At 60.1% G+C, this 26,380-nt stretch carries 21 protein-coding genes; 9 read left to right on the plus strand and 12 right to left on the minus strand.

All coding sequences use genetic code 11. The annotated features are described in order from the left end of the window. Positions 1-13: 13 nt before the first annotated feature. From WS68_RS10250 to WS68_RS10275, 6 genes are all read left to right on the plus strand, one after another. Positions 14-1,078 (plus strand): fatty acid desaturase family protein, encoded by a 1,065-nt coding sequence (locus WS68_RS10250; protein ID WP_059570683.1) that lies wholly within the window; start codon positions 14-16, stop codon positions 1,076-1,078. Beyond that, entirely contained in the window at positions 1,075-1,926 is an 852-nt protein-coding gene (locus WS68_RS10255) for a gamma-glutamyl-gamma-aminobutyrate hydrolase family protein (RefSeq protein ID WP_059570684.1), read from the plus strand. The genes WS68_RS10250 and WS68_RS10255 overlap by 4 nt, the downstream gene beginning before the upstream one ends. Positions 1,927-1,970: 44 nt before the next feature. Then, positions 1,971-2,576 carry a LysE family translocator gene (locus tag WS68_RS10260; protein WP_059570685.1) on the plus strand — a complete coding sequence of 202 codons (606 nt, stop codon included), beginning with the start codon at positions 1,971-1,973 and terminating at the stop codon, positions 2,574-2,576. A gap of 8 nt (positions 2,577-2,584) precedes the next feature. After that, a complete protein-coding gene (locus tag WS68_RS10265) occupies positions 2,585-4,129 on the plus strand; it encodes a GMC family oxidoreductase (protein ID WP_059570686.1) in 1,545 nt (514 codons plus the stop codon). A gap of 172 nt (positions 4,130-4,301) precedes the next feature. Next, on the plus strand, positions 4,302-5,225 hold the full coding sequence (locus tag WS68_RS10270; RefSeq protein WP_059570687.1) for a homoserine O-succinyltransferase: 924 nt from the start codon (positions 4,302-4,304) through the stop codon (positions 5,223-5,225). Positions 5,226-5,359: 134 nt separating this feature from the next. Then, positions 5,360-6,718 carry a glutamine synthetase family protein gene (locus tag WS68_RS10275; protein WP_059570688.1) on the plus strand — a complete coding sequence of 453 codons (1,359 nt, stop codon included), beginning with the start codon at positions 5,360-5,362 and terminating at the stop codon, positions 6,716-6,718. 355 nt (positions 6,719-7,073) lie between these two features. Here the strand turns inward: WS68_RS10275 and WS68_RS10280 are convergent, their stop codons facing one another. Beyond that, entirely contained in the window at positions 7,074-7,982 is a 909-nt protein-coding gene (locus tag WS68_RS10280; RefSeq protein ID WP_059570689.1) for a DMT family transporter, read from the minus strand. 89 nt (positions 7,983-8,071) lie between these two features. Between WS68_RS10280 and WS68_RS10285 the strand changes: the two genes are divergently transcribed. Then, positions 8,072-8,872 carry an AraC family transcriptional regulator gene (locus tag WS68_RS10285; RefSeq protein WP_059570690.1) on the plus strand — a complete coding sequence of 267 codons (801 nt, stop codon included), beginning with the start codon at positions 8,072-8,074 and terminating at the stop codon, positions 8,870-8,872. A 216-nt stretch (positions 8,873-9,088) separates the two neighbouring features. Here WS68_RS10285 and WS68_RS10290 read toward each other — a convergent pair whose 3' ends face one another. After that, positions 9,089-11,143, minus strand: coding sequence for a reprolysin-like metallopeptidase (locus WS68_RS10290; protein ID WP_059570691.1), 2,055 nt, complete (start codon positions 11,141-11,143; stop codon positions 9,089-9,091). A 660-nt stretch (positions 11,144-11,803) separates the two neighbouring features. After that, on the minus strand, positions 11,804-11,992 hold the full coding sequence (locus tag WS68_RS10295; RefSeq protein WP_156429443.1) for a hypothetical protein: 189 nt from the start codon (positions 11,990-11,992) through the stop codon (positions 11,804-11,806). A gap of 597 nt (positions 11,993-12,589) precedes the next feature. Between WS68_RS10295 and WS68_RS10300 the strand changes: the two genes are divergently transcribed. Both WS68_RS10300 and WS68_RS10305 read left to right on the plus strand, forming a co-directional pair. Next, positions 12,590-14,806: a M1 family metallopeptidase gene (locus tag WS68_RS10300; RefSeq protein WP_059570693.1), complete on the plus strand. Its 2,217-nt coding sequence runs from the start codon at positions 12,590-12,592 to the stop codon at positions 14,804-14,806. A 214-nt stretch (positions 14,807-15,020) separates the two neighbouring features. Beyond that, positions 15,021-16,709, plus strand: a complete 1,689-nt coding sequence (locus WS68_RS10305) for a M4 family metallopeptidase (RefSeq protein ID WP_059570694.1) — start codon at positions 15,021-15,023, stop codon at positions 16,707-16,709. Positions 16,710-17,225: 516 nt separating this feature from the next. On the opposite strand, the gene WS68_RS10310 is transcribed toward WS68_RS10305, so the two are convergent. The 9 genes from WS68_RS10310 to catC form a co-directional block, all read right to left on the minus strand. Continuing rightward, complete coding sequence (locus WS68_RS10310) at positions 17,226-18,179, minus strand: dimethyl sulfoxide reductase anchor subunit family protein (protein ID WP_059570695.1); 954 nt, start codon at positions 18,177-18,179, stop codon at positions 17,226-17,228. A 24-nt stretch (positions 18,180-18,203) separates the two neighbouring features. Beyond that, on the minus strand, positions 18,204-18,941 hold the full coding sequence (locus WS68_RS10315) for a 4Fe-4S dicluster domain-containing protein (RefSeq protein ID WP_059570696.1): 738 nt from the start codon (positions 18,939-18,941) through the stop codon (positions 18,204-18,206). Between the two features lie 12 nt (positions 18,942-18,953). Continuing rightward, positions 18,954-21,893, minus strand: a complete 2,940-nt coding sequence (locus WS68_RS10320) for a molybdopterin oxidoreductase family protein (protein ID WP_059570803.1) — start codon at positions 21,891-21,893, stop codon at positions 18,954-18,956. 947 nt (positions 21,894-22,840) lie between these two features. Further along, positions 22,841-23,047 carry a hypothetical protein gene (locus tag WS68_RS10330; protein WP_231752983.1) on the minus strand — a complete coding sequence of 69 codons (207 nt, stop codon included), beginning with the start codon at positions 23,045-23,047 and terminating at the stop codon, positions 22,841-22,843. A gap of 107 nt (positions 23,048-23,154) precedes the next feature. Further along, a complete protein-coding gene (locus WS68_RS10335) occupies positions 23,155-23,526 on the minus strand; it encodes a hypothetical protein (RefSeq protein ID WP_059570699.1) in 372 nt (123 codons plus the stop codon). A gap of 52 nt (positions 23,527-23,578) precedes the next feature. Further along, positions 23,579-23,827: a CsbD family protein gene (locus tag WS68_RS10340; RefSeq protein WP_059570700.1), complete on the minus strand. Its 249-nt coding sequence runs from the start codon at positions 23,825-23,827 to the stop codon at positions 23,579-23,581. 385 nt (positions 23,828-24,212) lie between these two features. After that, positions 24,213-24,797, minus strand: coding sequence for a phosphonate degradation HD-domain oxygenase (locus tag WS68_RS10345; protein WP_059570701.1), 585 nt, complete (start codon positions 24,795-24,797; stop codon positions 24,213-24,215). Between the two features lie 286 nt (positions 24,798-25,083). Next, positions 25,084-26,013 carry a catechol 1,2-dioxygenase gene (gene catA / locus WS68_RS10350; RefSeq protein WP_059570702.1) on the minus strand — a complete coding sequence of 310 codons (930 nt, stop codon included), beginning with the start codon at positions 26,011-26,013 and terminating at the stop codon, positions 25,084-25,086. 65 nt (positions 26,014-26,078) lie between these two features. Further along, on the minus strand, positions 26,079-26,369 hold the full coding sequence (gene catC / locus WS68_RS10355; protein WP_059570703.1) for a muconolactone Delta-isomerase: 291 nt from the start codon (positions 26,367-26,369) through the stop codon (positions 26,079-26,081). Between the last annotated feature and the right edge of the window lie 11 nt (positions 26,370-26,380).

Raw genomic sequence — 26,380 nt, forward strand, 5'->3', positions numbered from 1 at the left:
GACTATTGCGATCATGGAAACCTCTCAGGTTTGGAAACTTCGCAACAAGCGGTTCGAGACGTTTCAATTTCCCCGGGACATCACGCGCGAGTTGTCCGAATTGCGGCCCGACAACATCACCGGCGCACTCTACATCCTGAAGGACTATCTGGTCATGCTGGCGTGCGCGCTCGCCACGGTTCGACTGTCGTGGTGGCTGTATCCGCTTGCGGTGCTCATCATCGGCGCCCATCAGCGCGGGCTGACGACGATCTCCCATGACGCCGCACACCGGACGCTCGCGAAGAACGCGACATGGAACTACCTCCTCGGGATCCTGTTCGCCGCGTATCCGCTCTTTCAGCGGCATTGGGCTTACCGTGTGTCTCACGTGCATCTTCATCATCCGCATCTCGGCGACCCGGAAAAGGACCCCGACCTGAAATTCTTCATTTCGTCAGGCGTCTACCAGGTTCGTCCGCCGCGCGAATATGCGTTCGCGATCGTCTGGAAAGCGATCCTGGGCGGAGCGACGCTGCGCTATCTGAATTATCTGTGGCACAACCGCTTCCTCGTCTCGAGCAAGGCGGACAACGCGATCGACAGGCGAGGAGTCGCGATCGACTCCTACGGTTTCGCGGCGTTCTGGCTGGCCGTGATCGTCGGATTCGCTCAGGCGCAGTCGTTGCATCTGCTGGTGCTGTTCTGGCTGATTCCCTATCTGACCACGTTCCAGATTCTCGGCTGGTTCGTCGAGATCGCCGAACACTCGCCGATGTGCGAGACCGAGGTGGAAAATGTCTATCTGACGCGCAACCGCAAGGGCAACCTGATCGAGCGGCTCCTGTTCGGCGTCAATCTGGACGAATACCATCTGGAACATCACCTTTCGCCCGGCGTACCGTTCTGGCTGCTGAAGCGCGCGCAGAAAATCCGCATGCGAGACCCGCGCTATGCGCAGGTCGCCGATTCCTGGGGTGGGCTCTTCGTGCGCGGCCCCAACGGGCAACCCAGCGTGATCCGCCAGTTGCTGGAGCGCAACCGGCGCCTCTACGACGCGGGCCCCGCACCCTTCCCCGCGCCGGCACGAGAACAATGATGGAACACTATCGCGAAGCAACGCGCGCCGTCGTCGGGGTAAGCGCCAATCGCCATCTCAACGACGGCGTTCACCGCGACTGGTTGCGGCGACGCTATCTCGAAGCGCTCGACAAGCACGCCGGTGTCGAATGCATGATCCTGCCGACGATCGACGGAGATCTGCCCTGGGACGCGAGCGTGCGCAAATTCGGCGATGCGCTGCGCCGCCTGGACGGGCTGGTTTTAACGGGCGACGAGTCCGACCTCGATCCGGCCATCTTCAACGACACCGAGCGCGCGTGGCGTCGCGCGGACGACGACGTGATTCCCGGCAAGCGCGACCGGCCGCGGGACCGCTTGTCGTGTGCCGCGCTGAGCGTGGCGACGGCGCTCGAGATGCCGATCCTCGGCATCTGCCGCGGCCTGCAGGAAATGAACGTGCATCGCAATGGAACGCTGCATCCCGATCTGTCGCTCGCGAACAAGGGCGTCGCCCATCATGAAAACCCGGCTCTGCCCCGAGATCAGCAGTACCTGCCCGTTCATACGGTAAACGTCGTGCCGGGCGGCATCCTGTCGTCGATCGTCGATGGCCGCGCGCTGTTCGTCAATTCACTGCACAATCAGGGCATTGCCGAGGCCGCTGCCGATATCCGGGTGGAAGCCGTCGCCGACGACGGCGTGATCGAAGCACTGTCGTATCCGGCGCCGGCAACCTTTCAGCTCGCGCTGCAATGGCACCCGGAATGGCACGCGTCCAGCGATGCCGTCAGCCAGACGATCTTCAGAGCGTTCGGGCGTGCCTGCGTTGCTTATCAAACGGAACGGTCATGGAAATGGCGACATGGCGAGCCTTCCGAGCATTGAAACCTTTCGTCACCTCAAAAAATTTCGTATCTATCGGCGGCCCCATGGATTTGCATTTGCTGGCGTTGTTCTGCGTTGCCTTCACTTCCGCGGTCGCGGTGCCCGGGCCGAACGTGGCGTTCGCGGTTGCGCAGGCCATCAAGCATGGCCTCAAGACCGCGATCCCCGGCGCGTTCGGTTTCGGGCTCGCAACCGCCATTCACGCAACGGTGGTGTTGTCCGGCGTGGGCTTGCTGATTCGCGACCATCAATGGGTTCTGGTTTATCTGCGATGGATCGGCGCGATTTATCTGGCGTACCTGGCGCTGACAACCTTTTTCAGCCGCTCGGAACCGCGCGACGGCGCCGCCGGGAATTCGAGTACGAAGCAGATGTTCGTGGATTCGCTGCTCGTCTCCTTGACCAATCCGAAGGGATGGCTGGCGAGCCTGCTTACGTACCCGAGCTTCATCAGCCCGCATTTTTCGTACACCACGCAGGCTGTCTCGCTGGGCGTCGCGGCGACGGCCATTTCGCTGTCGATCTATGGCGGCTATATGTTTCTCGCGCACAACGCGCGCGTGGCCTTCAATAACACGGCCGCGCTCAACAAGATCACCGCGCTGCTGTATGCGCTCGTTGCGCTTGGCCTCGTTCTGTTTCCTTATTGAGAGTTGGCATGACCGACGGCATATCGATCAACGGCACGCTGGAAGGGAGGAGCATGGTTTTCGACTACATCGTTATCGGCGGCGGCAGCGCCGGCGCGATCATTGCGCGGCGGCTCGCGGATGCAAACATCGGCTCGGTTTTGCTCGTCGAAGCCGGACCGCCGGACGAAGGGATTCCGGCGATGATGGACATTTCCCGCCTGTTCGAGCTGGACGCCAGTACGGATTGGGGCTTCCTGGCCAATCCCACGACGCAATCCGGCCGCCAGCTCACCTATTCGCGTGCGAAGATGCTGGGCGGATGCGGCAACCATAACGATTGCGCGTACCTGGTGCCGCCGAAAGAAGATTTCGACGCATGGCGCGATCTTGGCGGCGACGGGTGGTCGGGCGCGGACGTCAGCCGCTATTTCGATCGCCTGGAGGCGCGCATCACGATCGAACGGCGCCCGGAGCGCCACCCGTTTTCCACGGCGTTCGTGCGGGCCGGAGAAGAACTCGGGCTGCCGAAGGTGGATTTCAGCGCCAAGGTCGCGCCCGGCATCGGCATGCTCACGTTGAACGCGCACGGACGCCTGCGCAGTTCGTCATCCGTTGCCTATCTTCATCCGTTGACGTCGCTGCCGGCGAATCTGCAGATTCTGACGCAAACGCTCGTCAGCAAGATCGAATTCACCGGCAAGGCCGCCACCGCGTGCGTCACGGACAAGGGGCGCATTGCCGCGCGCCGGGAAATCATTCTCTGCGCGGGAAGCATCCAGTCACCTCAGCTTCTGCTGACTTCCGGAATCGGCAACGCCGCCGATCTGCGCACGCTCGGCATCGACGTCGTGCACGACAGTCCGGGGGTCGGGCAGCACCTGCTCGATCACTATACGGTGCCCGTGGTATTCGAGACGGCGGCGCCGGTTCCCGACTGGGACATCACGCCCTATGAGGCAATTGCGATGCTGAAGCTCTCACCGCACGCCCGCGCGGCGGAAAGCCAAGTGCAGTTCGGGCTGACGGCCGGCTGGTTCAACGGCCGGTTCGGCGACGAATATCACCCGTCGGCGCCGAAAGGGCGATCCATCATCGCACTCGAGCCGAACGTTGCCATCAGCCGAAGCCACGGGAGCGTGAAGATCACGTCCGCCGACATTCGCGTCGCGCCGACGATCGACCTGAACTACCTGTCCGACGCCGACCGCTACGACGAAGATGTGCTGCTGCAAGCGGTCGCATTCTGCCGGCGCATGGGCAACACGCAGAGCTTGGGCCGAATCGTCCACAAGGAGCTGCTGCCGGGGCCCGATATCGTCGACGAACAGGATCTGCGTGCCTACATCCGCAATAACTGCCAGACGTACTACCACGCTTGCGGCACCTGCCGCCTGGGTTCCGCGCATGATCCGCAGGCCGTTGTCACGCCGGATCTGAAGGTGAAAGGCGTCACCGGCTTGAGAGTCTGCGACGCGTCGGTGTTCCCCGCGATGGTGTCGGTCAATATCAATGCGACGGTCATGATGGTCGGCGAAAAAGCTGCCGACCTCATTATTTCGGATGCCAAATGATTTGCAAGACGAAAAACATCGGAGATCCCACACCGATATCGATGCGCGCGGCCGATGTGCGGCCGAAATCGTTCGGCGTCACGGCCCGCTGCCGGTGCTGCCATCACGTAAGCCGTGGCCGGCTGCCCTGACGCCCGTGTGCGATTGACTGATAACGGAGGCTTGCAAGTCCATGCCGATCAGAATTCCCAAAGGTTTGCCCGCCGTGACCGCGCTCGAGACGGAGGGCGTCATGGTCATGGACGGCGAGCGCACGCTTCGCCAGCATAACCGGCCGTTGCACTTCGGCTTGCTGAACCTGATGCCGAACAAGATCAAGACCGAAATCCAGATCGCCCGCTTGCTCGGCGCCACGCCGCTGCATGTCGAACTCACATTGATCAAGATCACCAATCACGCGCCGAAGAACACGCCGACGGGCCATCTCGTTTCGTTCTATCACGACTGGGCCGACGTCAAGGCGCAGAAATTCGACGGTTTCGTCATTACCGGCGCACCGGTCGAGACGCTGCCTTTCGCCGAAGTGAGCTACTGGGACGAGCTCGTAAAGATTTTCAACTGGACGCAAACCAACGTTCACAGCTGCTTCAACATTTGCTGGGGCGCGCAGGCGGCCATGCACTACTTTCACGGCATGCCGAAATATGTGCTGAACAAAAAGGCATTCGGCGTATTCAGGCATCATCGCCTGGAAGCCGGGTCGCCCTATCTGCAAGGCTTTTCCGACGATGTGCATATTCCGGTGTCGCGCTGGACCGAAATGCGCCGCGCGGATATTCCGCCGGACAGCGGCGTGTCCGTGCTGATCGAATCGCCGGAGACGGGCCTGTGCCTTCTCAACGATCCGAAACATCATTCGCTGCACATCTTCAACCACATCGAGTACGACTCGCACACGCTGGCGGACGAGTATTTTCGCGATCGCGCGATTGGCCGGGACATCAGCGTTCCCCGGCACTATTTCCCCGACGACTGCGAAAACCTCGCCCCCCGGAACCAGTGGCGCAGTCACGCACATCTGTTGTTCGGTAACTGGATCAACCAGATCTATCAAACGACGCCGGCCGACGTGAGCCGGATCGGCATCGATCGATGACGACGGCGCAGGTTGACTTCGCGCGCGCCGGCCAGCGCGCATTTGCCTGATTTGCCTGAACAGCGGCCGCGTGCTCCACGGCTTTCCATGCAACGAATTGAATCGACATCCACTCTTTTGACCGGACGCAGAATATGAGCCTTTCGTTCGACGAATTGAAGCAGGCGGCCGCGTCGGGCGCCATCGACACCGTGCTTGTCTGCATTGTCGACATGCAGGGACGTCTGGTCGGCAAGCGGTTTCATGCCGACTTCTTCGTAAAGCACGGCTACCGGGAAACGCATGCGTGCAATTACCTGCTGGCCGACGACATCGACATGGAGCCGGTGCCCGGCTACGCCAGCGCGAGCTGGGCAGACGGATATGGCGACTTCGTGCTCAAGCCGGATCTTTCCACGCTGCGGCGGCTGCCGTGGCTCGATGCCACCGCGCTGGTGATTTGCGACGTGCTCGATCATCGCGAGCGGCCCATCGCGCATTCGCCGAGGCAGATCCTGCAACGGCAGTTACGCCGCCTGGCCGAGCGAGCGATGACGGCATGCTTCGCATCGGAGCTGGAATTCTATTTGTTCGACGAGACCTACGAAGCGATCTCGCGCAGGAAATATGTCGACCCGCAGACGGCTGGCACCTACAGCCAGGATTACCACATCCTGTCGACGACGCGCCAGGAATCCGTCATGCGCCCGATCAGAAACGGGCTGCATGACGCGGGCATCGCGATCGAATGCTCGAAGGGCGAATGGGGCGCGGGACAAGGCGAAATCAACGTGCGTTATGCCGATCCGCTCGTGATGGCCGATCAACACACGATCATCAAGCATGGCAGCAAGGAAATCGCCGCGCAGCATCACAAGGCGATCACCTACATGGCGAAATGGCGTTACGATCTGGCCGGCTCATCCAGCCATATTCATGCATCGCTATGGTCGCTGGATCAAAAGCCGCTTTTTTATGACGCCAGCGCGCGTCACGGCATGTCGGACCTCATGCGGCACTATATGGCGGGCCTGCTGAAATATTCGAGAGACATCACGCTGCTGCTCGCCCCCTACGTCAATTCATACAAGCGATTCCAGGCCGGCACCTTCGCACCGACCAAGGCCGCATGGAGCCGGGACAACCGGACTGCCGGATACCGCCTCTGCGGCGAAGGCTCGCACGCCATCCGAGTGGAATGCCGCATCGGCGGCGCGGATCTGAATCCGTATCTCGCCTTTGCCGGGTTGATCGCCGCCGGCCTCGCGGGCATCGACGAGAAGCTCCCGCTGACCGGCCCGTTCGTCGGCGACGCGTACCGCGACGATGCCCTGCCCGAGATTCCGAAGACATTGCGGGATGCCATCGATATCAGCGCCAATTCGACGTGGTTGCGCGAAGCATTGGGCGACGAGGTGGTCAATCATTACGTGCATGCCGCGCAGTGGGAACAACTGGAATACGATCGCCGCGTCACGGACTGGGAATTGGCTAGGGGCTTCGAGCGAAGCTGAGCGCCACCGGCGCCACATCCCGCCACTGACGAAAAGCATGCCCCGCCGCCGGCGAACAGGGCCGCCGGAATCGAGTCAAGCAAGCCAAACGAGGCGATCCCGAAGAAGAGCGGCATCTGCGATGCGTCGGCGCGCCGGCTTGCCGGGCTTGCTCGCAGCGGCGGCCATACGATGCGAAGCGCGAACCGCATGAACGAAGCGCCCACCGTGCGCTCGGCGAAATCGGCAGACGAGCGCAGGCGATTCGGTGATCGACGATCGCATATGGTCCGTTCGAGCATACGAACGAGCACCGGGGCGGCTGCGCGAGCGTTCGGCAACACGGCAATCAGCGCTTGCACGCCGGGATTGGCGTTCATTGCCGCACGCGTTGCGATGCGCGTGCATGGAGCGGAAAGCGCTGCGCGATTGCCACACCGGCGAGCGCGACGCTGCCACCAATCAAGTGATAAAGCCGCAGCGATTCGCCGAGCAGCATGATCGCGCCGCCGGCCGTCATCACGGGCAGCAGGTTCATGAACATCGCGCAGCGGCTCGGGCCGAGCAGCCGCACGCCCTGCATCCACAGATACGGCAGCACCACCGATGCCAGCACGCCGGCGTACAGGATCAGCGGCACGCTCGCGCGCGTCGGCCATGCGGCGTGCGCGGGCAGCCGGATCAGCATTGGCGCCATGAACACGAGCGCGGCGAGCGCCTGCACATAAGTCGACTGCCATGCCGGCAAATGGCCGATACGCCAGCGTTTGAGCAGCACGCCATAGAGCGCATAAGCGGCCGACGCGGCCAGCATCAGCAGGTCACCGACATGCACACCACGCGCCGCGATCGCCATGGGATGCCCTTCGGCGATCAGGTAGACAACGCCTGCGAGCGACAGCATGCCGCCGCCCACCATCCCCGCACCCGGCGGATCGCCAAGCAGCATCGAGCTGAGCACCATCGTCATCAACGGCACGAGCGCGGTGATGATCGCCATGTTGGTCGCGCTCGCCGTTTTCGCGGCCTCGTAGGACAGGCTCTGGAACAGCGCCATCGCGAGAAAGCCGAGTGCCGCGAGCTTCGGCAGATATGCGACAAGCGCCGCGCGATTGCGCCACGCGGGGCGCAGCGTGAAGACGCTCATCAGCGCGACCGCGAGCAGCAGCCGATAGAACGTGATCGCAGACGGGTCGATCGTCGACGCGGACAGCTTCGATACGACGACGTTGCCGGCCCACAGTGCGATCGCGCAAAAGGGAAACAGAAAAGGAGACTTGTTCATCGCGTTTGACGGATTAAGATAGCGACACGGCTTGGCGTGCAGCGGAACGCCATCGTGCCAGCCCGCCCACCTGCCTGTCTCGCGCCAACATGCCACGACTTGTCGCCAATCGGACAATCGAGTCCACGCCGCCCTTTGCACACCTGCGCTACGAATCGACACCGATGCCCGTGTCGGCGATGGCGGCAATGTACGCGCACGGCACATCGATCGCGCCGCACCGCCATCGCCGCGCGCAATTGCTCTACGCGATCGAGGGTGTGATGCACGTGCAGTCCGAAGGCGCGTCGTGGGTCGTGCCGCCCACGCGCGGCGTATGGCTCGAAGCCGGCCTCGACCATACGGTGCAGATGAGCGGCGACGTTCAGATGCGCACCGTGTTCGTCGAGCCAGGCGCGATCGAGCGCCTGCCCACGCGCAGTTGCGTGGTGGAAGTGCATCCGCTGCTGCGCGAACTGATCCTCGCCGCAGTGGATATGCCTCTCGACTACGCGCCAGGCTCGCGCCACGATCACCTGGCGCACCTGCTGCTCGCCGAGGTGACGGCCGCGCCGCTGCTGCCGCTGTATTTGCCGTGGCCGCACGACGCGCGTCTGCGGACGATCTGCGACACACTCGTCGCCGCACCGGACGACCCGCGCACGATTGCTGAGTGGGCCGATCTGCTCGGCCTGTCGGTACGCACGCTTCATCGCGCGTTCCAGCGCGAGACTGGCCTCAACTTCCGCCGCTGGCGCGAGCAGGCACGGCTGCTGCTCGCCCTCAAGCGCCTTGCGCGCGGCGAGAAGGTATTGACCGTCGCGATGGATCACGGCTACAGCAGCCAGAGCGCGTTCTCCGCGATGTTCAAGCGGCACTTCGGTGTGCCGCCATCAGCGTTTTATGCGTAGCGGCGCTGTCGCAGCGGCGTTTCCGCGATGAAGAACGCGCGCGCCGACGCCATCGTCCGGAGGTGATTCCGCTCGCCCAGCCATGCACGGCACAGGTTCACGGCGCGGTGCCCGGCGTGATCGCCGGATCGGCTGCTGCAAGCGGTTCGCAGCACATCCCGAACAGGGGGTTACACCGAGGCCCCGGTGCCCCCCTCAACCAAGGTCGGCCGCCTCTTATTTCAAGATCGTGAAGTTCGTGGGTGTCACGGCGAAGAACACGTTGTCAGTGCAACTTACCCGGATGCGCGCCTTGTTCGACGCCACCGCCGGCAGCGTGACCCTGGCCTTGCCGTTATTGGACGTACTCGCCAGCAGCGGCTCGGACAGATAGTGATACCCCCCGTCCAGCGATAAATCCAGCTTGACGTTAGTGCAGGCGATCGGCGCGGCGTTGGTCTGCGCCACATTCCAGGCCACGGTTTGCTCGGAACCCGCCTCCCATTTCACCGCAGATCTCGGCGCGGTGACGGCGAACGGGCTGCCGGTATCGACCACGTTCACATACATGTTGCCGCTCGCAGTGTTCGGTCCCACGCCTAGTGAACGAGCCATCGCGACGTTGTCTCGCACCGCCACCCGGAAGCTGAGTTTGCGATTGGTCGCGGGATAGACTTCGCCATTGCCAAGCGGCTCGTCGCCCAGCACGGCGGCCAGGTGCGGGAACGTCTGCTCGGCTTGGGCATGCGGCTTGAACGAGCGGAAGATTGGACCTTGGCCGTCGTCCTTCAGCTTGCCGAATTGCTCCGGACCGAAATCGAATTGCTCCCAGGTATAGGTCAAGCCGCTTGCCTTGCTGCCTTTAGCCGCCGCCACCTTCAGCGTGAAAGGCGTTTTGGCCGGAATGGTGTAGTGTTCGCGGGCATCCGGCGGAACCAGCGATTCAGGATCGAGCCACGGCGCGCTGTTCTTGTTGAGCGTGCGCGTCGCGCAACTTCCGCCCGCGCTGGAGATCCAATCCTGGATCATGCCGATGCTGCTGCTGTTGAAATAAGGATCGCTATGCGGTTGGTAGGAAAACTCAGGGTAGTCCCGACGAAACACGCCTGCGTAGCCCATGATGGTGGAACCCTCGCCGGGTTCGACCGCATCCTCTTCCGGTGTACTGCGCTTGGCATTGAACGAATGGTACGAGCCGAATGAATGCCCCAGCTCGTGCGCCACATAATCCACCGCGAACGCATCGCCCACCGGATTGGGCCGGCCAGTGCTGCCTGCCGCCTTGGTCGCATCCTGACAGGTGCTGGCGATCGACGCCATGCCACCGGAGCCATCGCCCGCCACGACATGGCCGACGTCGAAGTTCTTGTTGCCGATCACCTTGGCGAGATTCTTCACGTTCTTGTTGTTGATCACGTCACTACCGGGAGACAGCCCCGCGTATGGATCGGTTTTGGTATCCGTGTAAATGATCTTGTCTTCGTTGTCGATCAGGGTCAGGTGTACGCCCAGATCGTTCTCGTAAATTTCGTTGATGCGGTTGACCATCGTTGCCACCGCGGCCAGCCCATCGACGACAGTTTCGCCAAAGCTCTTGGTATACGTGCTGGTCGCCGCCATGGCCAGACGGTAGTCATACATGACGGAGCCGCTTGCACGCGCGCCGGTTGCATTGCCAGCCGCCGCCTTGGCCGAATTCTTTCGCACCCCGCTGCCGTTGAGCAGGTTCTTGTCGAACCCATCCTCGTTGAACGGGGATGAACCACGCAGCGCGGCCCGTCTGAACGACCAATACACGTCGCCGCTGTCTGCCGCCTTACTGGCCCGTCCGGACAGTTGTCCCGCCGGCTGCACCAGCCACATGCCGTCCGAGTCTCCGTACACTGCCGCCTGCAGCCCCTGCGGTGTGATGTCGATCCTGGCGCGGCGTCCCTTGTCATCCACCCCCTTGTAGCTTTTCAGTGTCGGATAGCGTTTGGCCAATGCAGGCGGCAATACATTGGATTCGGACAGCGTGAAGTATGTCACGCCGCCTTCCGGCAGTGGCAACGCGAGCTTGTTGCTCTGCGCGCTTTTGATCGCCGCGGCGTTCGCCAACAGTTCCGACTTGAGGTTACCAAAATTGAGCGTAACCGCCCGATAGGACGCGGGCTCGGACGTTGTCGCGCCGCGAGCCGAGACTCCCGACGAAGCCGGAACGTCATACCAAAATCCGGCCGTATCGGCCGCCTGCGCCAGCGATGCACACCCCCAGGCAGCCAGTACCGCGCACGTCATCAGCAACTTCTTCATATTCAGTTATCCTATTTAAATTGGACAAAGTTCGTTGGACAAGCACATTCCAACTTTCCATTCCCCCCGATTGATCAACCGAAGGGCACAGACGCGTAACCGCTCATGCTGACGCCGGAACGTGATCAGTACGGGCGGCACCGTGCCCGGTCGTATTCCTGCGACCGAGGTGAAAGACTTTCGGATCGTTTCCGATACCTGACCTGCCGGCGGAGATAAAACCGGCAGGCTCCGAGCCAAAGTGGATGGCGATACCTCACCCTTGCCGAATATCTACGGCAAAAAACAGTCTCCGATATCGCATTTAAATAGACAAATAACTACGTGTAGACATTCATGATGGCCGACCTTTTCGTTTATTTAAAATCGGTAAACAAGCTGAATTCTTTCACGCACACTTGCTCGTGAATTTCAAGAGCGACTGATTATTGCTTGGCAGTTATCACTCTAAGAAACGACATTCCGTTCGCAGCGTTCGATGGAGCGGCGCGATCGATGCACTCCCTATCCAGCACAGCCAGCGCACTAAGCCTTTCCCGCACCAAACGTCACCCGATCTTTGGATAGACATACTTCGCAAAATCTCGGAATGAAATATGAATACATTAGATTTCAAAAAATTACAAATCCACCGACACATTGAAATCGATTCATTGACAATCACGCAAATAAAATTCCATGGGCTTCCAAGGAAGCGCTAATGTGGGCGCCGGCGTACCAATAAGAGTTGGCTTCCCATAGCGCTGCCAGGCCGGCTAAATCGCGGAAGATGGTGCGCACGCAGTCGGCCAGTACGGCATCGAACACGACATCCTGCCGCAGAAACGCCGAGTCACGGCCGCTGCGCAACACTTTTCCTGCGCCTGCCTTGAGGGCCAGAAGGAATCATCACCGATCAACTGTCGTTACCCGGCCACGAAGACAGCACCTCCGAAGCCGGCAAATATCCAGCACGTGTCGTCAAATCTGCGCCGGCCAGATCGACTGCAACAACCGAAAGCCTTTGACCGTCATAGAACGATTTTGGCTTTTACCCCCCTTTTCCGAGGCGTTTAAAAACCAAACGCCTACAGTTCCCAAGGATTACATTCGATTTATTGGCAATTATTTTCGATATAAGAAATTATGAATTTCGGATGCGAAATATACGATATATCTCAATGTGAAAATTTGATGATTCACGGCTTCCTTTTCAAAATTTTGCCGTATATATTCGACGACAAGTTGATGCAGTGGAGCCTGCATGCTTCCCCGCAAAAACAAGGCTTTGTTTAGCGAAAAAATAAACAAGAGGGCCATCGATTTTGAATATATTCAATTAATTTATCGCAACACCTCTCAAGTACTTAGCGTTATCTCATTTCGTCGTTGATTAACGACGAAGGGCTCTTATTGCCGGTGAATTTATGTGGAGCCGATCCACCTTATTTCATTCGAGGTCTCAGTATGCGGATAATCGTTCATACGATTCGCTATCTATATTTGACCGGGGCACTGGCGCTTGCCGCCTGCGGCGGTGACGATGGCGGCGTGGGCGGCTCGCCTACCCTGCTCGGCTCCGCACATAACCCGGCGGCGAACTCCGTCACCGCCCAACCCGTCGCGGAAAATCCGGCGGCCAATCCCGTTACCGCCACCCCCATCGCTCAAACGCCGGCAAATAAAAGTACCAAGCCCGTCGAGTTGCCTGACACGGTCATGCCGCTCAACTACCGGCTCTGGTTCCGCCCGAACGCCGACTTGAACCAGTTCGACGGACGCGCCGATGTCGAGATCAAGGTGCTCAAACCGGTTGACGCGATCGTGGTCGCAGCTCATCGGCTCCAGTTCATCAACGGCAAAACCACATTGCAGCCGGGAAACGTACAACTGATCGCGACACCTCAAAACAAGGGCGATTACTATCAACTTCGCCCGGCAAATGGCTCAATCGCGCCCGGCAACTATTCGCTGCACATGGAATGGCAAGGCATCATCAATTTCATGTCGCAGGGTGACCCTACAAAGGGCACTGTCGGCAGTTGCGACAACGATCCATATCCTGGCTGCTCGGCCGCCGAAGGCGTGTTCCGCGTAGACCTGAAGGGCACCGACGGCAAGACGAGCGGCGCGATCCTGACACAGGGCGAAACCGACCTGGCTCGGCAGTGGTTCCCCGGCTGGGACGAGCCGGCGTTCCGCCCGACCTACGAGGTGACGGCCGAGGTGCCTCAGGCATGGCGAGTTGTGTCCAATGCGGCGGAGAAGCCCGCCGCAAACGTTGGCGGCGGCTACAAACTGGTGTCGTTCGAGAAGACTCCGCCAATGCCGTCGTACCTGCTGTTCTTCGGTGGCGGCCTGTTCGACGTGCTCGAGGACGATTTCACGAGCCCCCTGCCCGACGGCAAGGGGCTGCATCTGCGCATCTTCACGCCGCCCGGCATGCGTGACTGGGCCAAGCCCGCGATGGAGCGCACCAAGCAGGCGCTCAACTTCTACTACCAATACACCGGCATTGCGCTGCCGCTCACCAAGTTCGACACCGTCGCGGCCAACGACGCATTCAAAGCCCAGAAGAATCTGAACTTCGGCGGCATGGAGAACTGGGGGGCGATTCTCGAATTTGCCGACGATATCTTGCCCAAGCCCGGCGAACCAATGTCCACCTTTGGAGACGAGGTGCTAACACACGAAATCGCGCATCAATGGTTCGGCGATCTCGTGACCGCCGACTGGTGGGACAACGTTTGGCTTAACGAATCGTTCGCGACGTACTTCGAGACTCGCACCACAATCCAGTTCTTCCCGGACAAATTCAACTGGATCGATGACGTCAGCGATCGCTACGGCGTGATTGAAGCGGACATCAGCTCGAACGCCTACCCGATCGCACCGAACTTCAACGCGTGGGGGTCGAACGACTTCGTGATCGGCGGCTCCACGTTCGTCTACAGAAAAGGCGGCCACGTGCTGAAGATGCTCGAGGGCTTCATCGGCGATGAAGCGATGCGCAAGGGGCTGCGGCAGTATCTGACCGACTATTCGTTCGGCAACGGCACGCCAAAGCGTCTGTGGGACGCGCTGTCGAAAGCGAGCGGCCAGCCTATCGGCGCGATCGGCGACAGCTACGTGCGTCAGACCGGCGTGCCCCTGCTGTCGCTCGACACGCAGTGCGATCTTACGAAAAACCAAAATATCGTAACGATCAAGCAAGCGCCGTTTCCGAACAAGAACGCGTACCCAGGCACGCAATGGACTGTACCCGTGACGCTCGCCTATGGCGACAGTCTCGTCAATCGCAAGACGCTCGTACTGAAGGACACGCAGGCACAGATCCGTCTGAATGGCTGCTCGGCCGTGCTCGTCAACCCGACGGGCCACGACTACTACGTGACGAACTATGCCGACGCCGCATGGAGCGCGCTGCTCACGCAGCTTAATCGATCGACGGATCCGGTCCTGCTGCAAAGTCTCAAGAGCGAAGCGGCGCTGCTAGTCAACTCGAACCTCGCGCCACAGACACGCTTGACGAGCATCGAGTCAATCAACTCACCGGCCGCGATGTCGCTGCGTCAGCTGCCGCCCAGGAGTGCGCTGCCGTCCCCGGCCGCGACGCCGCAGAGGGTGCACCCAATGCTGCGTTACCAGGGTGAATTCAAACTCCGGCGACAACACAGTGAGTGATCAAGGCCCACGGCACGGCTTTGCCGTGCCGTGGGGCATGCGGCATGCATTCACAACGTCTCGCCTCTGCTCAGGGAAAGAGGCGTGAAAACTCATCGGCCGGGTATGGTTCGCCGGTAGAGCAAAAGATCGATTTGATAGGCCTTTATGAAAGGAGGGGTAAGCAACGAGAGATTATAAATTTCGGATTACTAATATACTTCTGAGAGATGATATGAAAAACTTATATTATTTTGTTTGTGCCCCCATCCTCGTGACGGCCTGCGCCAGTGCATTCGCCCAAGTAACCGACAAGCAGGCCGCTGTCGACCGCGCACTTGCATTGATCCAAGCCAATCCGTCGGCTTTTCAGTTGGCTCCGAGCCGCGTCGAACGTTCCGCGAAGGCGCTCGATTTTAATGTGGCAAGTAACGCCGCAATAACGGCCGGTGTGGCTGTGGATCAATTTAAAGCCCGCGACGTGATCGTAGATCACGACGGCACGGAACATGTCCGGTTCGAGCGGTTTTATGGTGGATTGCCCGTGATTGGCGCAGACGTTGTCGTACATTCGAAACAAGGTCAAATGTTGCAACCGAGTGCGACGCTGGCTGCCCCGATCAGCTTGCCGAACTTAACCGCAACTCAAGGAAAAATGGCTAGCGCACCGGATATCGGCGCTGCCGGGGCAGAGAAAATTGCTGTTGCCCAGTTTGCATCGACCGTCAAACGCACTGACAGTCCGGTCAAAGTTATCTATGCACGCGATACCTCTCCCGTTCTTGCGTATCAAGTCAATGTGTACGGTCCGTCCACGAAAGACCATTCGTCCGCGATGCGCTATTCAATTGATGCGCGCACGGGGCGCGTTTTGGATATCGAAAGCTTGATACAGCAAGATGCAGCAACGGGCATCGGACGTTCTTACTATTATGGCGACGTGCAGTTGACGACGGATCAAACGTCCGCCAATGGTTATCGCATGCTGGATCCGCAGCGCGGCAGTGGATCGGTGCATGACGGAAGCAACTTAGAGGATTATGACGTTGCATCCCAGGCAGATAGTCTGCCGATTTATACCAGCACCACCAATACATGGGGCAATAACACGACGAGTGATCGTCAAACGGTGGCTGCGGATATCGATTATGGCTTGGCGATGACGTGGGATTACTACAAGAACACTCATGGCCGCGCTGGAGTCGCGAATGATGGAAAGGGTGTGAGGAGTTACGCCCACGTGTTGTTCAAGGGTGACGGAGGCAATGCTTCATGGGCTCCATCTCCGGGAATTATGCTGTACGGTGACGGAGCGTCCTATCTCGGTAACAAGCCGGTGGTGACGATTGATGTGGCCGGACACGAAATGACCCACGGCGTTACCAGCAAGACAGCAAATCTCGTTTACAACTTCAAGGACTCGGGTGGTCTCAACGAATCGACGTCCGATATTTTTGGAACGCTGGTCAAGTTCTATGCGAACAATCCGAAGGATCCGGGCAATTACGTCATCGGCGCATCGCTGTTGCCAGGTGGACTGCGCAAGATGTATAAGCAGGATTTGGACGGTAACTCGTCCAGTTGTTATCCGAAAAGCGGATTCACGCGAACCGACCCGCACTATTCGTCCGGTGTCGGCAATCGGTTCTTCTATCTGCTTGCTGAAGGAGCAACGGTCCCTGTCACCGATCCGAAGCTGACCCGAAACCAGCTCGTATGCAATGGTGATACGTCACTCGTTGGCATCGGGCGGGACAAGGCAGGCAAAATCTGGTATCGGGCACTAACGGTCTATTTGACGTCTAGTTCGACATACCCTGATGCCAGGAAAGCATCGATCCGGGCAGCGGGTGATTTATATGGTTCGACTTCCGCTGAAGCGACAGCCGTGGCACGGGCATGGTCCGCGGTGAACGTCAAGTAATCCAAACCGTTGTTATCATTTCGCTTGGATATTTGATTGCGCGAAAGCTCTGACGAAGAAAATGTCTCGTGCCAAAAGCACGGGACATTTTCAAATCGGATCCATTGAGTATGGTTGGCTCGATCTCGCAGCCGTACAGGGTGCTGATGCGCGAGGTTCGATGTATCGCTGATGCCGGATATTGCTTCGCCACTGCTGCCGGGACTGCGGATCGTGCGAATACCGTTACCGAAGAAGATGAAACCAAGGCGCTTCAGTGTGCAGCGGCAACGTGGATCGGCGCGAGAAAAACTTGTTCGAAATTTACTCGGAATCACACATGAGGTCGCGCGAAGCACGCGACCGCGATGAGCGTTGGGATGTGGGACAAGCCGCTTGCGGAAGTACGCCCGGCTAAACGCAGGTCGTTATCCAGAGCAAGCCTAATCGGATAAGCAGCGCATCGGCTCAGACGTTTGATATCCAATCATACGGCGCGCCTCCGTTTTGCACGCTCGGATCACAATCGAATAACCGTTAGGCTTGCCGATAATACAAATTCTGAGGATGTCTTGCTTCGGCAAAGAAGAACCACCGCTCCGCGACGAGCCCCGCATACTGAATCGCAGACGCCGCGCATAACAGCACGAACGAACCATAGATCGAACGAATGCTGCCGCCGAGTGCCACTAGAAAAATCGGTACGACGAAGGCAGCAACGATGAACGTCCACTTGATGCGCTCAAGCGTCTCGGGCGTCTTGCCGTGAAAGAATTCGTGCAGATTGAAGGCGCCCGCCGTAAAGCCGCGTGACTTCTGCTCGACCCGCGCGGCACGTATGCCGGTCGCGCTCTGCACCGTCGATTTCGGTTTGAGCCGCGCATTGCGCGCAAGCGATGCACTGCGCGATGCGAAACCCGCGAGCGTCAATGTGCAGGCGGCTACCGCAAGCGGTGTCAAAAGCGTGGGCGCGAGCAATGCAGCACAAGCGGTAGCAACAGTGAAACCCGATGCGCAACCCAGCAGGGCGAAATTGATCAGCGTAAGCGGTGTCGCCCATTCCTGCAGAAAACGCAAACATGCGTAAATCATTGCCGTACAGATGAACAACGCCGCGCTCGCAATAGCCGCAATCATGCCGATCGCCAGTGCATAAGGCGATGAAACGGCATGTGCTACGCCATAAACAAACGTGCATGCGAGAAACAGCGGCAACGCCAGACATTCGCGTGAGAGCCACGATGTTCGCCACATCGCGATAGCGCGCCACGCGCGTTCAGGATGACCCAAATGGAAGAACGATGCAAAGAGCCCCAGTGCAGCGAGCAGACATGACAGTGCCGCACCGGCGACGTAGAACACCGGCGGCACGGCGGCAGCATCGCCGAAACCGAGCCGTAACGCGGCTTGGCTGCCGACAAGCGCGATCAACAACCCCTGCCCCGCACCGCTCAGCGTCGTGAGAAACACCACGGAAAATGCTGGATTCATTGTCTTTTCCCCAAGCGTTCGGATTCAGACCCGCGTCGCGATGGAAGCGAGATGAAGCTCGCCGCGCTCGAGCTGAGCCTCGATTGATGCAATGTCGTCGCGCTCAGGAGGTGTCTTGCATGAGCATGACCCGCCGCCGCACGACGACACTTTTTGGCGCGGCAGATAGTGATTCGCGGGCCGCGTACCCCACTCTGGCATCAACTGATAGCCGCCGCGTTCGCGGATCGCTTTCGATACGGTCGAATCCGGATCATGTATATCGCCAAACAACCGCGCCGAGGTCGGGCAGGCAAGTACGCATGCAGGCTTGCGATCGCGCTCGGGCAACGTTTCATTGTGGATCCGGTCCGCACACAGCGTGCACTTGGTCATTTCCTTGCGTGCTTCGTCGATTTCGCGTGCGCCGTAAGGGCAAGCCCATGAACAGTACTTGCAACCGATACACCGGTCATAGTCGACCAGCACCAGCCCGTCTTCCTTGCGCTTGTAGCTCGCGCCAGTCGGGCAGACAGGCACGCACGGCGGATCCTCGCAGTGCAGGCACGACTTCGGAAAATGAATGGTATCAGCGAGCGGAAACTCGCCGGCTTCGAAGGTCTGCACGCGGTTGAAGAAGGTGCCGGACGGATCGGCGTCATATGGGCGAAAGTCGGCGAGACTGCCCGCTTCGCCAGACGTGTTCCATTCCTTGCAACTCGTCACGCAGGCGTGGCAGCCCACGCAGACATTCAGATCGATTACGAGTGCCATCTGGGTCATGCCATGCTCCGTTCAATTGCGCTGTGTCGATTTGCGCAGCCGCGCCGCGAATTCGCCGCGGCCCGCGAAATATGTCTGCACGATGCGATGAAGCAGGCCGCCGGAATCCGTGCCCACCAGCCCGGGCATAGCCGCAGGCATCGGCGCGAATTGCGGCAGGGTATGGTTGGCGTGCGCCTCGGCAGGATAGACGCGCACGCGCACGTCATACCAAGCGGCCTGTCCCGTCACGGGATCGGAGTTGGAGGTGCGCGCATGATGCGGGTCGGCAACGGGAATCTCATCCGTGATCAGGTGATTCAGCAGGAAGCCACGCTGCGATTCGTTCGCCTCCGGGCCGAGATTCCATGCGCCGGCCGCCTTGCCGATCGCATTCCATGTCCATACCGTGCCCGGCTCGACGGCCTCGCTATAGCGCGCAAGACAGCGCACCTTGCCCCATTGCGATTCGACATAGATCCACCCGCCGTCCTCGATACCCTGCGCGGCAGCCATGCGTGGATTCATGTACAGATAGTTTTCGCCATGGATCTGGCGCAACCAGGCGTTCTGCGAATCCCACGAGTGATACATCGCCATTGGACGCTGCGTGATGGCCGCCAGCGGAAAACGCGCGTGATCGGTCGTCCCGTGTTCGAGCGGCGGATGCCAGAACGGTAGCGGATCGAAATAGTGCGCCACGCGCGCACGCAAATGGTCGGGCGGCTGCCGCCCTTCGGTCTTGCCCTGCGCGGCGAGCCTGAATTTCTGCATCACATCCGAATACAACGCAATAACGATCGGCTCTGCGAATTTGCGAAAACCCTTCTCGACTGCGAATTGCAGGTATGGGCCGTTCGCATTGCGCATGTACTGCAACGGCTCGGGCAGCGTGTAGTGATAAACGCAGTTGTGCTGCGCATAGGCTTCCCATTGCCGCGGATTCGGCTCACCGACCAGGGCATCCTGACCGTCCTTGCCGCGCCAGCCGATCAGGAAGCCAACTCCGGAACCTGGCGCTGTCTGGTAATTGACGACGAAATCGGGATAGTCGCGATACTTGCGTTTGCCGTCCGGTGTCGTGAAGGCGGGGAGTTTCAGCCGGCTTGCCAGCTCGACGAGCACCTCCTGAAACGGTTTGCATTCGCCCGTCGGCGGCACGACAGGAACGCGCACGGAGTCGACCGGGCCATCGAATTCGGAGATCGGGCGGTCTAGCATCGACATCGCATCGTAGCGTTCAAGATAAGTCGTGTCGGGCAGGATGAGATCGGCAAATGCCGTCATTTCCGACTGGAACGCATCGCATACGACGATGAATGGAATTTTGTACTCGCCGTTTTCATTACGATCCGCGAGCATCTTGCGGACCTCCACGGTGTTCATCGACGAATTCCATGCCATGTTGGCCATGAAAATCAGCAGCGTATCGATTGGATAGGGATCGCCGCGCCACGCGTTGGTGATGACGCTGTGCATCAGGCCATGCACGGCGAGCGGATATTCCCATGAAAACGCCTTGTCGATGCGCACCGGGTCGCCATTGTCGTGAATGAACAGGTCTTCGGGGCCGGCCGGCCAGCCCAGCGGGCCATTGGCGAGCGGCGTATTCGGCTTGACGTCGCTGGGGCTGTTCGGCGGCTTCGCCGATGGCGGCACGGCACGCGGATATGGCGACTTGTGCCGGAAGCCGCCCGGCCTATCAATGGTGCCGAGCAGCGACATCAGCACGGCAAGCGCGCGGATCGTCTGAAAGCCGTTCGAATGCCCGGCCAGACCGCGCATTGCGTGGAATGCGATCGGCGCCCCCGTCACGGTGTCATGCGTTTGCCCCCAGGCATCGGTCCATTGAATCGGCAACGAGATCTTTTGGTCGCGCGCGACGTCGGCCATTTCCTGCGCGAGCCGGCGGATCGTATCGGGGGCAATGCCCGTGATGTCCGACGCCCATTGAGGTGTGCAGCCCGCCACTTGTTCGCGCAGCAGCTCAAACGACGGCGCGACGGGCGTGCCGTTTGCTAGCGTATAACGTCCGTCAAGCGCGGGACGCACCCCCGGCGTATGATGCAGGACTTCACGCCGGCTTACGGGGTCCCACCACATATGGTTCTGTGGAAATAGGGCATTGCGTTCTTGCACCCCTTCGTCTCGCACGAAAAGGCCATATGTGCTGGAACCCTCGCGCATGTCGAGCAATTCGCCCGCATTCGTATAACGCTCCACGAACTCGCGGTCATACGCATTGTTTTCGATCAGCTCATGCATCAACGCCATGAACAGCGCGCCGTCGGTTCCAGGACGGATCGGCACCCATTCGTCCGCGATTGCCGCATAGCCCGTGCGGACCGGATTGATCGCGATGAAGCGGCCGCCCGCGCGCTTGAACTTCGAGATCGCAATCTTGAGCGGATTCGAATGATGGTCTTCGGCGGTGCCGATCATGAAGAACAGCTTCGCGCGATCGAGATCGGGGCCGCCAAACTCCCAGAACGAGCCGCCCATCGTATAAATCATGCCCGCAGCCATGTTCACCGAGCAGAAGCCGCCATGCGCGGCATAATTAGGGGTGCCGAACTGCTTCGCGAAAAGCCCCGTCAAAGCCTGCATCTGATCGCGACCGGTGAAGAGCGCGAATTTTTTCGGGTCGGTCGCGCGCAGATGCGCAAGGCGCTTTTCGAGCACGTCGAATGCGACATCCCATGAAACTGGCTCGAACTGCGCCGTGCCACGCAACGCATCGGGCTTACGCATCAAAGGCTGCGTGAGCCGCGCGGGCGAATATTGCTTCATGATGCCCGACGAACCCTTCGCGCAGATCACTCCCTGATTGAGCGGATGGGCCGGATTGCCGTCGATATAACGCACCTCGCCGTCGCGCAGATGCACACGAATCCCACACCGGCAGGCGCACATGTAGCAGGTCGTCGTCTTGACTTCCAATTTTTCGTTTTGCGTGCGTGCTTTGCGCTCCATCCCATCCTCCGTCGACACTCTTGTCAGCAGCGGCACAAGCTCGGCAAACAACGGCAACGGCCACGATGCGTATGCTTGCCGGACTTCATTGATCTCCATGCTAAGAGCGACACGCGCAAAAGAAAAATCGCCATTTCGTATCAAAATCATCGCAGCAACCGATAGTTAGGCATGCTGCGTGCGGTGGCTCACGATGCGGCTGCACGGCGAAAATCGCTGCCGCTGCGTCGCGGTGAGCGGCACCCAGCAATCGGCCGGCATGTTGCGCGGCGCCGGCCAGATGCGTTTCACTCGCACCTCGCCTTTCGGAAAGCATCCTCGAGTCGAGCCTTGAGGGTCAAGGGTGGCTGCGAACTGATATGTTCAAATGCCGAGTCGAATTCGCGCGCCTGAGCGCAGGCGGCCAAGCCATGCGGCTGCCGTCCGGTGAACGGCCCATCGGCTGGCTACGCCAATCGCATCGGGCAGCCGGCGTGGAGCCGATCTCGATCAAATGCGCCATGCCGGGCAATCGGGCATGCCGATCGATAATGGAATCGGCATTTCACCGGCATCCGCCACATCGCGTTACTAGACTGCACTAGCCGCGCTCGCCGCCTTTGTCTTCTTCGCCGCGTGATGATGGCCAAGCGCGCACCCCGCTGCCGAGCCGACTACGCCATGATGACCGGCAACGTGGCCGGCGACAGCGCCCACCGCCGCCCCCTTCAAACACCCTTCTGCCCGCGCCGAAACGGAGATGGCTAACAATGCGGCGCAGGTCGCTGTGATCGCGAAGAATTTCATTGCAGGTTCTCCTTGCAAAAACGAGTAATCAGCGCGGGACTCTCCCACACGACAACGTACACGCCGTATTCTCAAAAACGCGTTTGGCAAGCAAGGGCGCAGGCAGGACGCTCGCGCCGTCCGCTCAAACACATCCAATTTTCGTCCGATGCCGCGCCGCCCTATTTCTGGACGGCGTCCCGCGCCATTCGTCCGACCAGCGCGGCGAGGCCTGCGCGCGCGGCCGTCATGACCAAGCGCCGTGGCCCCAGCACCACGCATCCGACGAGTGCCACCGCGATTGCAACGCCTGCCGATCCGCCGAGGTTCGGCAGCGTCATCGCCCGATAGCCAGCAGTATTGCCGCCCGCGGAAATCGGCCTCGTCATGTCGATCACTCGATTCGATGAAGATAATTCGGTGCGCGTCGCGGCCATGCGGGCAAGCAGCACCCTGCGTTGTGCTTCCGGCGAACGCTCTGCTGCTCGTCGTTTCATCACATACTCTCTTTAATGGTCTGAATGTCGCGCTGCAATTCCGCGGCCAGAACGGAAAACGTGCCGCGCTCATCCCGCATGCGCACCGCAACCCAGCACCCGATGGACACGAGCATCCAGAACGCGGCAACACTCCACGCGATCTCGATCAGGTACGGTGTCGCCGCAGCACTGACAATCGCTGCCACGGACACGAACGCCAGCCCCAGCATGACGCTCAAGCCGAGCAGCGCATACAGGATCAAATCGCGCAGGAAGTACTTCCGGGCGAGATTGAACTCGACTGCCGCCAGACCTGCATAATCGGTCAGACGCGAGACCGAGAATTGGGCGGCGTTTTGCCATTTTCTGATTTTTGAAAGCACAACCATGAGATGTTCCCGTGATGACTTCACCGCGCGCGGACCTTTTCCTCTAAAGCGATTAGCGCTTCGACCACATTGCGCCGATGATGAAGCTCACAGCCGCAACAGCGGCCAGCGTCGCAAGCGGGTTGTTTGCCGCAACGTCGCGCACTTGCTCGAGCGCCTCGCCATAGGACTGTTGGACCTTGCCTGCCACCTCGCGTACCGTTCCCTCGACCTGCAGGTCGGTATTGCCCACGGCGTCGCCCACCGCCGCCTGCGCCTTGCCCACCAGCTTCTGTACCGTACCTTCGGCTTTTTCGAACATAATTGACCTCGTCGTTAAGTTTGCTTGTCTAATCATCGGGATAACGTTGGCTCAAATCCGCGAAGCCATTCGATATCCCGGGACTCAGTGTAGAAAAGCCGTCGTTGGCGCACCATGTTCAAACGTACCGGAACAATTAGTGCATTTGAGGGATGGGAGGGTGCGGGCTCAACCGCCGTGCATATCGATTTAGCGTGATATGTGCCGATCAAACGGAACGGGAAAAGAAATAGCAGAATAATTCAGGACGACCAACGACAGCGCGATCGACACGACGCAATTTGAATGCGGATATTCACCCGGACGCCTCGCGAAGTATCCCGACGTCATCGTCATGCTTCGCGGAGCAATGGCGGCAACGCTGCGCGCCATATGCCAACTTCTGTTACCGTCGACCGTGGCCGGCAGTCACCTTCTTCTCGTGGCTATTCATTACACGCGCAACCACTTCGATGAAGTGCTCAAGCGGCGGCGTCTCGTATCCAGCCTGTTTAGCCGTGTCGTCCCACCGCCGCAAACGTAACGCATCTTCGGCGAATGGTTTTCGCATGAATTCCACGGCCTCGGTTCGAGAGAATATCCCGCCTTGCAATCGCAGGCTACGCACCGAATCCGCGGATAATCGACTCAAGTATTCAGCGTCGATCAAACACAAATAGCGTTTGGCATCCACATGAAGCCGGATCGGCTCAAGTACGGCGTCTGGCAGAACAAGACGAAGAAAAGGCAAGATGCAATATTGATGCAAGTCATCGGCGTCATGATCGGCCGGGCCGTTGGCGCGATGTGCCAGAAGATGGCCCAGGTCGTGCAAAAATGCCGCGCAGACGAGATGATCGTGCGCGCCTTCGGCTTGCGCAAGCGTGCCGCATTGCAATGCATGCTCAAGCTGGGTGACGGGCTCGCCGCTATAGGCCAGAGAACCGTGCGACCGGAACAGGCTTCGAATATCTTCGAGATTGAATGCCATCGGTCCTCCTGAAAGCGGCCGGCTCGATCGCGCACGATCGCCCTGCCTCAGCGGAAGGTTAGCAGACAGCGATGACAACCGAATGACGTTATCTGGACATCTAGACCTATCGAGATGGGCAATCGGCAAGCCGCCGACGCATCGAGCGCACGGCCGGCCGCGGCCGAAATGGACTCGTGCCCCGCCGATATTCGGCGGCTCAATGTCCGGCGCTGATGCACCGCAACGCATAACGCCGCCGCACCGCGAAACCAAGCCCAATGCGCCACTTCGAGCGGCCGACCATCTAAGCGGCTTCGACGCGGCGGCGCTGCACGATGCCATCCGTCGCGCGAGCGTCAAGCGGCGTGATCGCGAAGTCGAAAGCGATCTCGGCAAACGGAGCGCTCAAGCCGCGCGCCTGGAGCGACGCAGCATCGCTACGCTCGACGATGTCGGCAATCAGATCGTCACGCGTCGCGAACGCGAAGTCGTCGTGCAAATACGCATCGCCGGCGATGTTGATTTGCGTCGTCAACTGGCGATGGCAGGGCGCGCTGACGAAGAAATGGATGTGCGCCGGGCGCTGACCGTGGCGGCCGATCTGATTGAGCAAATGCTGGGTCGGGCCGTCCGGCGGGCAGCCGTAGCCGGACGGCAGAATGCTGCGGAATTCGTAGCGGCCGTCGGCGCCGGTCCGAATCCGGCGGCGCAGGTTGTACCGGCTCTGCGATTTGTCGAAGAATGAATACATCCCTTTCGTATTCGCGTGCCAGACGTCGACGATCGCGTTCGGAACCGGCTCGCCCGCGAGATTGCGCACGACGCCGTGCATGATCAGCGTGCGGCCTGCGTCGGTGCCGTCGTCCAGGCGCGCGGCGCCGTCCGACAGCGGCGCGCCGCCGACGTACAGCGGCCCTTCGATCGTGCGCGACGTCCCGGTTTGGATGCCGGCGGCAGCGTCTTGCGCGTCCATCCGGACGTCCAGATAGCGCTCGAGGCCGAGACCGGCGGCGAGCAGCCCCGCCTCGCCCGCCGCGCCGAGATCGTTCAGGTACGCGATACCCGCCCAGATTTCGTCGGGCGTGATATCGAGGTCGTCGATCGCCTTAAACAGATCGGTCAGCAAACGATGGACGATTTGCTTCGCGCGACGCGAGCCCTGCTCCGATGTCAGTCCGCTGGCGAGTTCGACGAATGCGCGCATTTCGGGCGTGATTGCGATCTTGATGCTCATCTGAGCAGTCTCCTGAATGATGGGCGGCGCGGCGGCCGCGCCTTTCGGTATCGGCAGCGGCGGAATTAGCGGTCGTCGTCGAGCAGCGACGACGGATGCCGGCACAACGGCATCACGTCGATCCGCATGTACGGAAAAAGCGGCAGCGACATCAGATAGTCGTGCAGTTGCGCGGGGCTCTCGACGTCGAAGATGCTCACGTTCGCGTATTGCCCGACGATGCGCCAGATATGGCGCCATGCACCGCTGCGCTGCAATTGCTGAAAGCGCGTCTTCTCGTCGGCCTTGAGCTGGGCGGCGACGTCGGCCGGCATGTCGTGCGGCAGTTTCACGTCCATACGCACATGGAACAGCATGGGTTCGTCTC

This window comes from Burkholderia sp. TSV86 (assembly GCF_001522865.1).
GTDB lineage: Bacteria > Pseudomonadota > Gammaproteobacteria > Burkholderiales > Burkholderiaceae > Burkholderia.